7 protein-coding genes and 1 pseudogene are annotated in these 10,567 nt (G+C 75.1%); 2 read left to right on the top strand and 6 right to left on the bottom strand.

The features are described 5' to 3' along the window. Both ACFCX4_RS29945 and gdhA read right to left on the bottom strand, forming a co-directional pair. Positions 1–171, bottom strand: a pseudogene (locus ACFCX4_RS29945) (extracellular solute-binding protein); the annotation flags it as partial. Positions 172–213: 42 nt separating this feature from the next. After that, complete coding sequence (gene gdhA / locus ACFCX4_RS29950) at positions 214–1,593, bottom strand: NADP-specific glutamate dehydrogenase (protein WP_376149141.1); 1,380 nt, start codon at positions 1,591–1,593, stop codon at positions 214–216. 789 nt (positions 1,594–2,382) lie between these two features. Here gdhA and ACFCX4_RS29955 point away from each other — a divergent pair. Together ACFCX4_RS29955 and ribA are read left to right on the top strand one after the other, a co-directional pair. After that, on the top strand, positions 2,383–4,044 hold the full coding sequence (locus ACFCX4_RS29955) for a trypsin-like serine protease (protein WP_376149144.1): 1,662 nt from the start codon (positions 2,383–2,385) through the stop codon (positions 4,042–4,044). A 181-nt stretch (positions 4,045–4,225) separates the two neighbouring features. Beyond that, positions 4,226–4,897 carry a GTP cyclohydrolase II gene (gene ribA, locus ACFCX4_RS29960; RefSeq protein WP_376149147.1) on the top strand — a complete coding sequence of 224 codons (672 nt, stop codon included), beginning with the start codon at positions 4,226–4,228 and terminating at the stop codon, positions 4,895–4,897. Between the two features lie 52 nt (positions 4,898–4,949). Here ribA and ACFCX4_RS29965 read toward each other — a convergent pair whose 3' ends face one another. The 4 genes from ACFCX4_RS29965 to ACFCX4_RS29980 form a co-directional block, all read right to left on the bottom strand. Then, entirely contained in the window at positions 4,950–5,762 is an 813-nt protein-coding gene (locus ACFCX4_RS29965) for a polysaccharide deacetylase family protein (protein ID WP_376149150.1), read from the bottom strand. Beyond that, positions 5,759–7,024: a glycosyltransferase gene (locus ACFCX4_RS29970; protein ID WP_376149153.1), complete on the bottom strand. Its 1,266-nt coding sequence runs from the start codon at positions 7,022–7,024 to the stop codon at positions 5,759–5,761. Before ACFCX4_RS29970 ends, ACFCX4_RS29965 begins: the two co-directional genes overlap by 4 nt. A 436-nt stretch (positions 7,025–7,460) precedes the next feature. Then, positions 7,461–9,578, bottom strand: coding sequence for a putative bifunctional diguanylate cyclase/phosphodiesterase (locus ACFCX4_RS29975; protein ID WP_376149156.1), 2,118 nt, complete (start codon positions 9,576–9,578; stop codon positions 7,461–7,463). Then, on the bottom strand, positions 9,575–10,381 hold the full coding sequence (locus tag ACFCX4_RS29980) for an SAM-dependent methyltransferase (RefSeq protein WP_376149159.1): 807 nt from the start codon (positions 10,379–10,381) through the stop codon (positions 9,575–9,577). Before ACFCX4_RS29980 ends, ACFCX4_RS29975 begins: the two co-directional genes overlap by 4 nt. Positions 10,382–10,567: the final 186 nt, after the last annotated feature.

Below are 10,567 nucleotides of genomic sequence, written 5' to 3' on the forward strand. Positions count from 1 at the left end.
CGTCTGGGCGGTGGTGAGGAGCTCGTCCCAGGTCTTGGGCTCGGTCGCGCCCGCGTTCTCGAAGACCTGCGCGTTGTACCAGATCAGGGACTTGTTGGCGGCCTTGTAGTAGACGCCGTACTGCTTGCCGCCGACCTTGCCGATGTCCTGCCAGCCCTGCGAGTAGTTCTCCCGGCCGGGGACGGCGCCGTCGGAACCTCCGGATCCCGCCGGTCAGATCACGCCCTGCGCCAGCATCGCGTCCGCCACCAGCTCGAAGCCGGCGATGTTGGCGCCCAGCACGTAGTCACCGGGGCTGCCGTACTTCTCCGCCGTGGTGTGGCAGGCGGTGTGGATGTTCCGCATGATCGCCGCCAGCCGCTCCTCGGTCCGCTCGAAGGACCACACGTCGCGCGAGGCGTTCTGCTGCATCTCCAGCGCGCTGGTGGCGACGCCGCCCGCGTTGGCCGCCTTGCCGGGGCCGAAGGCCACCCCGGCCTCCTGGAACACCCGGACCGCCTCCGGCGTGGCCGGCATGTTGGCGCCCTCGGCGACCGCCCGGACCCCGTTGCGGACCAGCGCCGCCGCGTCGGCCTCGTCGAGCTCGTTCTGGGTCGCGCACGGCAGCGCCACGTCGACCGGCACGCTCCACACGCCGGTGCCCTCCTGGTAGCGGACGTGGCTGCCGCGCAGCTCCGCGTACTCGGTGAGCCGGCCGCGCCGGACCTCCTTGATCTCCTTCAGGAGGTCGAGGTCGATGCCCTTCTCGTCCACCACGAAGCCGGCCGAGTCGGAGGCCGTCACCACGGTCGCGCCGAGCTGCTGGGCCTTCTCGATCGCGTAGAGCGCGACGTTCCCCGAGCCGGAGACGGAGACCCGCAGGCCGTCCAGCTCCTCGCCCCGGGCGCGCAGCATCTCCTGGGTGAACAGCACGCAGCCGTAGCCGGTGGCCTCGGTCCGGGCCTGCGAACCGCCCCAGCCGATGCCCTTGCCGGTCAGCACGCCCGACTCGTAGCGGTTGGTGATCCGCTTGTACTGGCCGAACAGGTAGCCGATCTCCCGGCCGCCGACGCCGATGTCACCGGCCGGCACGTCGGTGTGCTCGCCCAGGTGGCGGTGCAGCTCGGTCATGAAGGACTGACAGAAGCGCATGATCTCGGCGTCCGAACGGCCCTTGGGGTCGAAGTCGGAGCCGCCCTTGCCGCCGCCGATGCCGAGGCCGGTCAGCGCGTTCTTGAAGATCTGCTCGAACCCGAGGAACTTCACGATCCCGAGGTTCACCGAGGGGTGGAACCGCAGGCCGCCCTTGTAGGGGCCGAGCGCGCTGTTGAACTCCACCCGGAAACCGCGGTTGACGTGGATCCGGCCCTGGTCGTCGGTCCACGGCACCCGGAAGATCACCTGGCGCTCGGGCTCGACGATCCGCTCGACGATCCGGGCGTCCACCAGCTCGGGCCGCCGCGCCAGCACCGGGCCGAGCGTCTCCACGACCTCGTGCACGGCCTGGTGGAACTCGGGCTCGCCGGGGTTGCGGCGGAGCACCTCGGCGAACAGCGACTCAATGGCGGGGTTCCCGGCGTCGTGGGACGCAGCGGGCACAGGGGTAGCCGACATCTTGAGGACCTTCCATGGTCTGAAGCGACAGACGGGGCGCTCACCCCTTCCCGGGGGAGCACCGGCGGTCCCCTCGCCATTGAGGGCGTCACGGCGCACAAACACCAGTGCGGCAACTCCGGACCGCTCGCGCGGGCACAGTCTCTCACTGCCACCCCCTGTTTGTCCGCCCCTACCCCCCTGGCCCCCGCCCCGCAACCCGTTCGCATACTCCGTGGGCTCCGGGCGCCCCCTCCTCCCCCACCCGGATTCGGGTCGTCGGCCGGAGCCCGTGGTTCCCGCCGAGGGAAATGCGGCCGGACTCCGGCCGGGCACGCCGAGTCGAATTGCGGAGGAGTTGAACGGGACGGTTCGGACGGGAAACAGATATCGGCCAAAACAGGTCTGCACACGGCGTGACGATCCGGTGGCAACAAATGCCGACATGACCGCCGATGGACCGCCGACCACCGCGACCAGCTGTGCTCGGAACCGCATCCGGGCTGCTCACTGGCTTGATCACGACACTGGCGGGCCACCCGGCGGCCTGCTTCGATGATCCGCACCCGGACCACCCACCGCCGCCCGGCGACGGAAAGGGCCGGGGGCCGGCCTCCCAGGAACCACGGGAATCCCGGCATCGGCAACGATGCGGGAGCTTTCGACGCATTCGCCGATCCGGCGGAAAACACCGTGCGAACCCGAATCCGACGGCGGCCGGCGGCGGGTGCGCGGCCGGCCCGACCGCCACCGGTCGGCCGGCCCACCGACCGCACCGGCTCGTCCGTCTCCCGACCCGAGGAGGACCCCATGCCTTCGACGACCTCCCGCACGCTGCGAGCCGCGTTTCTCGCATCGGCCCTCACCGCCGGTGCGCTCACCGCCTTCGCGGCTCCACCCGCCGGCGCCGTCGCGGGCGCCCCCGTCGCCGACGGCTCGTACGCCTTCACCGCGCGCATCGCGATCGGCGACACCAACCGCGCCTGCACCGGCGCCCTCGTGGACCGCTCCTGGGTGATCACCGCCGCCTCGTGCTTCGCCGACGACCCGGCCGGGCCGGCCGCGGTCGACGGTGCCCCGAAGTGGGCCACCACCGTGACGGTCGGCCGCACCGACCTGACCGCGACCGGCACCGGCGCGACCAGCGGCGTCAAGAAGCTGGTGGCCCGTCCGGAGCGCGACCTGGTGATGGCCGAGCTGGCCACGCCGATCGACGGCATCGCCCCGCTGCGGATCGCCGCCACGGCCCCCGCCACCGCCGAGACGCTCCGGGTCCCCGGCTACGGCCGGACCGGGACCGAGTGGGTGCCCAGCAGGCTGCACTCCGGCGCCTTCACCGTCGGCGCGGTGCGGGCCACCGCCACCGACATCACCGGCACGGGCGGCGCGGCGATCTGCAAGGGCGACACCGGCGCCCCCGTGATCCGCGAGAGCGCCGCCGGCGCCGAGCTGGTGGCCGTCGCCTCCCGCTCCTGGCAGGGCGGCTGCCTCGGCGAGACCGGGACCCGCACCGGCGCCGTCGGCACCCGCGCCGACGACATCGCCGGCTGGGTGCAGCAGGTCCGGTCGACCGCGCCGGGCTGGAAGACCCAGGCCCTGGTCAGGGCCGGCAACGGGCTGTTCCGGGGCGCCCGTCTCCACGACGGCACCTGGACCCCGTTCGAGGACGTCCAGGCCGGGGCGGGCGACGTCGGCGGGGTCCGGGCCGTGAGCACCGCGGCGATCGACGGCGACACCCACGTGCTCGCGCTCGGCGGCGACGGCCGTCTGCACCACGCCGTCCACCGGCTCGACGGCAGCTGGAGCACCTTCGGCGACGTCTACGCGGTCACCGGCGACCCCGGCCCGGTGACGCAGGTCGCCGCCGCCTCCCGCGGGGCCGAACTGGACGTCGTCGTCCTGGCCGACGGCCGGCCGTACCATTCCGTCCGCCACGCCGACGGCAACTGGAGCCCGTTCGCCCCGGTGTTCTCCGCCGCCGGCCCCCTGAGCGGGGTCACCGCCGTCGCCGTCGCCGGTTCCGGCCCCGACCTCCAGGTCGCCGTCGTCGCCGGCGGCCGCGTCCACCACACCATCCGCTCCGGCGCCACCGCCGGGTGGAGCGGCTGGGGCGCGGTCGACGACGCCGCCGGCGCCACCGGCCCGGTGGTCTCCCTCGCGCTGGCCCGCCAGGGCTCGGACATGAACCTCGCCGTCGTCACCGAGGACGGCGCCCAGCACCACACCGTCCGCCACGCCGACGGCACCTGGCAGTCCTTCCGGTCGCTCGGCGGTGTCTTCGGACAGCTCACGGCCACCTCCGTGAGCGCCGCCCCGGCCGACGGCGAGGCCCACTTCGCCCTCACGACCACCGACAACCGCGTCCTGCTCGCCTCCCGCCTGGCCGACGCCGGCTGGACCGCCCCCCAGAACCTCGACCTGACCGGCCTGAACGGCAGCCACACCGGCACCGCCGTCACCGCGAGCTTCTGACCCCTCGTCGGCGCCGGGCCACGACCGTGCCGGTGGGGGCGATCGCGTGATCGCCCCCACCGGCGCGCTCCGGCCCGGGCACCGGCCGGCGCCGCGGAGGCCGGCCTGTTGTTCAAATTGGAACTACCTAGTACCGTCGACAGCCGAGCACCACGAGAACCATCTGTCACGGAGGCCCGCCATGCAGCAGTTCCCCCTGCCGCCCCAGCAACCGCACGCTCCCCGGGAGGCGGCCGGGGCCGCGAGCCTGCGGGCACGGGTGCGGATCCCGCTGGGCTTCCCGGACGGGTACCGGGCGGAGGCGGAGGTCTTCACCTTCCACGGACTGGCGGACGGCGCGGAGCACCTGGCGCTGGCGCTCGGCACGGTGCCCGAGGGCGGGACGCCGCTGGTCCGGCTGCACTCGGAGTGCCTGACCGGGGACGTGCTCGGCTCCGAACGCTGCGACTGCGGGCCTCAGCTGCGCGAGTCCGTCGAGCGGATCGCCGGGGCCGGCGGCTACCTGCTGTACCTGCGGCAGGAGGGGCGCGGCATCGGGCTCTACAACAAGCTCGACGCGTACGCCCTCCAGGACTCCGGACTGGACACCTACGACGCCAACACGGCGCTCGGGCTGCCGGAGGACGCCCGCGACTACACCGCCGCCGCCCAGATGCTCGGGGCGCTCGGCGTCGGCGGGATCGAGCTGCTGAGCAACAACCCGGACAAGGCCGCCCAGCTGAGCGCCCTCGGCGTCACCGTCGAACGACGGGTGCCGACCGGCGTGCACCTGTCCGGGAGCAACGTCCGCTACCTGCGGGCCAAGGTGGAGCGGACGGGGCACTCGATCGAGCTGTCCCGGCTGGTCGGCTGACCCGGGCCGCCGCGACGGCGGCCCGGCGACACACCGGACAGGCCCCGGCCGCTCAGCCGGCCGAACCGCCGAGAAGCGCACGCACCCGCCGGCCGGCACCCCGCACGCCGTCGAACGGCGCCACCGGGGCGCCGCGGCCGTGGGCCCAGGCCTCGAAGCGCTCGGGCCCGGTGGTGGCGGTGACGGTGAGCCGCGCGAGCCGGTAGGGGTCGTCCGCCGGGGAGCTGAACGCGTCACGCGCGGCGCAGCCGGCGGTGAAGCCGGCCTCCCGGACCCGGCGCCGCACCTGCGGGCCGCAGCGGCCGTACGGGTAGGCGAAGGAGGTCACCGGACGGTCGAGGACCTCCTCCAGCCGCCGTTTGCTGCCCTCGACCTCGGCGGCGAGCCGACGGGCCGGCAGCCCGTCCAGCCGCGGGTGGGTGTGCGAGTGGGCACCGACCTCGACGCCGTAGCCCTCCAGTGCGGCGATCCGGCGCCAGTCGAGCATGGCGGCGGGCGGCAGCGGCCCGCCCGCCGGGGCGCGCCCGGGAACGGTGACGGCGCCGGTGGTGACGAACAGGGTCGCGGGCAGCTCGCGTTCGGCGAGCACCGGGACCACCGTCTCGAAGAAGTCGGCGAACCCGTCGTCGAAGGTGAGCACGGCGCAGGGTCCGGCCGGCGGCGGGCCGCCGCGCTGGGCGGCGAGCAGCCGGCGCAGCGGGACGACCTCCCGCCCGGCCGCGGCGAGCCGGTCGAGCTGGCGGGCGAAGAGGCGCGGCGTGACGGTGTACGGGGCGATCCAGTCCGGCGGGTCGTCGCAGACCGAGTGGTAGCGCAGCACGGGCACGGCAGCGGCGGAGCCGGCGGGAACGGCGGAACCGGTCACGACCGGCCCTCGGCGTGCAGTTCCCCGGCGGCCGGGCCCGGACCGGCCGCGCCCGGGTCGCCCGTCCGCCGCAGCGGGACCCGCCCGAGGCGGTCCGCCGCGTCCGGGTCCGGCGTGGTGCGGACACGGCGGGCCGCGTACCGGAGGCCGCCGGGGAGGCGGCTCAACAGGGCGGGGAACAGCGCGCTCAACAGGACGGGCTCCCGGGCGAGAGCGGCGGCGAGGTGGGTGCCCCGGCCGAGCGCGTGCGCGGGCGCCGGGCCGCGGAGGTCCCAGACCAGCGCGTCGGGCGCGTGGGCGAGGGCGTGACCGGCGGCCAGCACCCGGAGGACGGCGAGCAGGTCGTCGCCGCCGTGGGCGAAGCCGCCGAGGTCGCGCAGCAGACGGGTGCGGAAGGCCAGGTTGACGCCGCCGCGAACGCCGGCGCCGACCCCGGCGGCGGCGAACGGGAACGGCGGGTCGGCGAGCGTCCGGGTGCGGGCGGCGAAGTCCGGACCGGGGCTCCCGGCACGCGCCGTGGCCGCGAGGGCCCCGGGGCCGGCGGGCAGGACGAGACCGGTGACGGCGCCGATCCGCCCGTCCGCGGCGAAGGCGGCGGCGAGGGCGGCGAGCCAGCCCGGGTCGGCGAGGGTGCCGGCGTCGGTGAAGGCGACGATCCCGCCGCGGGCGGCGGCGAGGCCCAGCCGGTGGGCGTGGGCCGGGTCCGCCGGCGCGCCCGGGCGGCGGACCCGGCCGTGCTTCCGGTCACGGTCCGGCCGCCGGGCGGGGCCGCCGGCAGGAGTGCCGTCCACGACGATCACCTCGTACCGCGGATGGCCGTTCCGCAGCAGGGAGTCGAGGCACGGGCGGAGCGGGTCCGCCCGGTCGTGGGTGGTGACGACCACGCTGATCGTGACCGGGCCCGCAGGCACCCGGGCGCGGCCGACCCGACCGGGCCGCGCCGCGGGTGTCGCGGTGGACAGGGCGGGAACGCGGAGTTCCCGGTGGGCGGCGGCGAGCAGTTCCCGGCGCAGCTCCGCGGTGCCGCCGTCCGGGGCGTTGACCGTCACCAGGCCGAGCGGGTGCCCGTGCAGCCGCACCAGTGCGAGGACCGGGGCGCCCCGGCAACCGTCCCGCGCGTCGGCCGACGGACCGCCGGGGGCGCGCAGCACCGCGGGGTCGTCCAGGTCCAGGTCGACGACCCGGACGGGGGCGCGGCCGGGGAGCCGGGTGGCGGCGCGGCCGGTGGACGGCAGGGCGTCGTGGAGCGGGGTGGTGCCCATCGGGAGCCGACCTCTCGCCGGAGCGGCAGTGGGCGGACGGCCGGCGTGCCCGTGGGGGCGGGGCCGGCGTGGCCCGGCTGTGACGGGGCGGGCCCGGTGCGCGACGGGCGCAGGGCGCGGGCCCCGGAGGGAAGCCCTCGTGACGGCACGGGGGCTGTGCGAACCGTGGAGCCGCGCGGCCGAAAAGGGGTGCGCACCGCCGGCTCTCGAACGCCCCTGGGGGCGCCGGTCTGTCGAACTGGCTCGGTGTCCCGCGCCGGGGCGCGAGGACCGCCAGGTCCTCATCGTGCGCACGCACGGTCCGGCACGTCAAGGGGATTTCGCCCGATTTCACATGGTTTCACCGTGGGCCATCGGCCGCCTTCGGTCCGCCACCGGCGGCGGTCGTCCCGCGCCCGACCGTGCCCGGCCCCCGCCGCATTCGGCCCGGCCGCGCTCAGCCCCCGACCGGGCGCCCCTGCGGCTCCTCGGCGATCCGGCGGGCGATCTCGGCCGGGCGCACCGGACGCCCGAAGTGCCAGCCCTGCGCCCAGTCGCAGCCGATGCCCCGCAGCCGTTCGGCGTCCTTGCCGGTCTCCACGCCCTCCGCGGTGACGGTGAGCCCCAGGGCGTGCGCCATCGACACCAGACCGCTGACGATCCGCCAGCCGGTCTCCTCGTCCTTGGCCGGGTCGTGCAGGTCGCCGACGAAGGAGCCGGCGATCTTCAGCCCGGAGACCGGCAGGTCGCGCAGGTAGGCGAGGTTCGACCAGCCGGTGCCGAAGTCGTCCACGGCGAGCGAGACGCCGAGATCGACCAGGCCGTGCAGGGTGCGCAGCGCCTCGTCCTCCGGGCCGACCACGGTGGACTCGGTGATCTCCAGCTGGAGCCGGGCCGGGTCGAGGCCGGTGCCGTCGAGGATCCGGCCGAGGTCGCCGACCAGGGCCGCGCTGCGGGCCTGGCGGACCGCCAGGTTGACGTTGAGCTGGGGCGCGGCGTCGCCGAAGCGCTTGATCCAGTCGGCGGCCTGGCCGCAGGCCTGCTCCAGCACCCAGCGGCCGAGCGGCATGATCAGCCCTGTCTCCTCGGCGGTGGTGACGAACTCGTCGGGGCCGAGCACGCCGAGCTGCGGGTGGCGCCAGCGCACCAGGGCCTCGACGGCGGCGAGCCTGCCGTCGGACAGCGCGTAGAGGGGCTGGTAGTCGATGAAGAACTCGCCGCGGTCGAGGGCGGCCGGCATCCGCACCGAGACGGCGTAGCGGGAGACGGCGCGGGCGTTCTCCTTGGGGTCGAAGAGCGTCCAGCGGCCCCGGCCGGCCTCCTTGGCCCGGTAGAGCGTCAGGTCGGCGGCGCGCACGGCGGCGCCGGGGGTGGTGGTGGAGACCCGGCGCTCCAGGACGCCGACGCTGGCGCCGACGGCCAGCTTGTGATCGCCGATCAGCACCGGTCCGGCGAGCGCCTTGAGCACGGTCTTGGCGGCGGCCACGGCCTCCTGCTCGCCGCGGCTGTTCTCCAGCAGGACGACGAACTCGTCGCCGCCGAGCCGGGCGACCAGGTGGCCGAGCGGGCTGAGCGCCGCCTTCAGCCGGGCGGCGACGGCGGACAGCAGCTGGTCGCCGGTGTCGTGGCCGAGGCTGTCGTTGACCACCTTGAAGCCGTCGAGGTCGACGTAGCAGAGGCCGAACCGGGCACCCGGGTCCGGGTCCTCGAAGAGCTTCTCCAGCCGTTCGAAGAAGGCCGCCCGGTTGGGCAGCCCGGTCAGCGGGTCGTGGGTGGCCTGGTGGCGCAGCCGCTCCTGGAGCCGGTAGCGGTCGGTGACGTCCTCCAGCATGGCGACCTGGTACACCGGGCGGCCGTCGTCGTCGCGGATCAGCGAGACCGTCAGGTGGGTCCAGACGACCTCGCCGTCCTGGCGGTAGTACGGCTTGTCGAACTGGAAGTACTCGCGCTTGCCGCTGATCAGCTCCTCGTAGGCCTCCCAGACGCCGTCGGCGTCCTCGGGGTGGACGAGGTCGCCGACCCGACGGCCGATCATGTCGTCCGGGCCGGCGCCGAAGAGCTCCTGGAGGGCCTTGTTGACGGCCATGATGTTGCCGTCGGTGTCGCCGATGCCGATGCCGATCGCGGCGCTCTCGAAGAGGGCGCGGAACCGCGCCTCGGAGGCCCGCAGGGCCCGCTCGGCCTCCTTGCGGGCGACGTCCGCGGCGGTGCGGATGGCCTCCTGCTCGCGCAGGGTGCGCTCGCGCAGCGCGGCCGCCCAGCCGGCCGCGAACGCGCCGCACAGGGCGGGGCCCCGGCCGTCGCCGGCGGGCTGGCGCTGGAGCAGTTCGAGCGCCCGGGCCAGCACGACCGGGTCGGTGAACTGGGCGTCGACGAGTGCGGCGCCGGCCTCGGCGGCCGGCTGCGGCTCGAACGGGTCGTCCGTCCGGGCCCGCCCGAGCAGCGCGGCGGTCCGCTCGACCAGCTCGCCGAGCAGGCCGGGGTGGACCGCCGTGCCGTGGTCACCGGAGAGCAGCCGCGCCCAGTCCTCGTGGAACCGTTGGGCGCCGCTGCTCGGTTCCGGTGCCTCCGTCACGGGCGGAACCCCACGCCCGCCACCCCGGTCATCCGCTCGGGGTGCTCGCCGACGGTCTCGGGCTGGTCCGGCCGCCACTGCGGGAGGTACACGACACCGGGCTCGGCGAGCTCGAAGCCGTCGAACATCGCGGTGATCTGCTCGTGGGTGCGCATGGTCAGCGGGGTGGGCGTCATCCGGTAGAGCCGCTGGTGGTCCTCGGCCTGGTCGGGGCGGCCCTCCAGGGAGGCGTGCGAGAGGACGAGGGCGCTGCCCGGCGGGAGGGCGTCGCGGATGACCTCGATCAGCTTCCAGGGCTCCTCGGCGTCCTGGACGAAGTGCATGACGGCGACCAGCAGGACGGCCACCGGCTCGCCGGCCGCGAGCAGCCCGGTCACCTCGGGACGGGACATCAGGTCGTCGACGTCCCGGACGTCGGCCTGGACGACGGAGCAGCCCTCGTCGCCCTCCAGCAGCAGCCGGCTGTGCGCGACGGCGACCGGGTCGCGGTCCACGTAGACGACCTGCGCCCCGGGGCGGATGGCGCGGGCGATCTCGTGGACGGCGCCGAAGGTGGGGATGCCGGAGCCGATGTCCAGGAAGCGGCTGATGCCGCGTTCGGCGGTGAACTGGACGGCGCGGCGCAGGAAGGCCCGGTTGGAGCGCATGATCTGCGGGAGCTCGGGCCACAGGGCGATCGCCTTGCGGGCCATCTCGCGGTCGACCTCGAAGTTGTGCGAGCCACCGAGGTAGTAGTCGTAGACCCGCGCGGCGTTCGGTTTGTCCAGGTCCGTGCCCTCCGGTACCCAGTTCGGTCGCCGCATCCTCGGGACTCCTTCATTCCGGTTCCGGTGAAACAGCCGTCCGGTGTGACGGCTGGGACTGCTGAGACTACAAGCACAAAAGATCCTCCTCTGCACGCCGAACGCATGCAAGCGGAGTGACACGCTCCCGCCGGCGGTCTCCGTGCGCCCACGACGGACGGGCGCCGGGCCGCACCGCGGGGGTGC

It is taken from the genome of Kitasatospora sp. NPDC056327 (assembly GCF_042261735.1).
In the GTDB taxonomy this organism is placed as follows: Bacteria; Actinomycetota; Actinomycetes; order Streptomycetales; family Streptomycetaceae; genus Kitasatospora.